Annotated in this window: 1 pseudogene; it reads left to right on the top strand. The window is 64.7% G+C overall.

What is annotated here, in order from left to right:
* Window positions 1–250: 250 nt before the first annotated feature.
* Window positions 251–434, top strand: a pseudogene (locus FHG09_RS19645) (RNA polymerase subunit sigma); the annotation flags it as partial.

Here is a 434-nt window from a genome sequence, read left to right as displayed (position 1 = left end):
GCCGTGATGATGCCGGAGAAGTGACCGGAGTTACCGCAGAGAGAGCACCACGATGCAGTGGCCGGGAACCGATTCGCAGCAACAGGATCGGCTCCCGGCCGCCTTCGGTTCCTCGCCGGTTCGTGCGGCCTCATGCGACCGCCGGCTGACCGTTTCAGCAGCATACGGCCCGATACCTGCGCTCGCCCCGCCCGACTCGCTCACCTGGGAAAGGTGTGATCGGTTTCTGCATGCATGGCATGATTGGGCAATGAGCTCTGATCACCAGCCGGCGGATTCCGCCGATCCCGGCGGAGCCCTGCTGATCCGCATCGCCGACGGCGACCGGTCCGCATTCGAAGAGCTGTTCACCACCCACTCCCGCATCCTCATGGCCGTCATCGTGCGGATCGTCAAGAGCAGATCCCTGGCCGAGGAGGTCCTCCAGGACTGCT

The sequence above is a fragment of the Brevibacterium sp. CFH 10365 genome, from assembly GCF_009299785.1.
GTDB lineage: Bacteria > Actinomycetota > Actinomycetes > Actinomycetales > Brevibacteriaceae > Brevibacterium > Brevibacterium limosum.
This window is presented reverse-complemented; position numbering and strand designations above follow the sequence as displayed.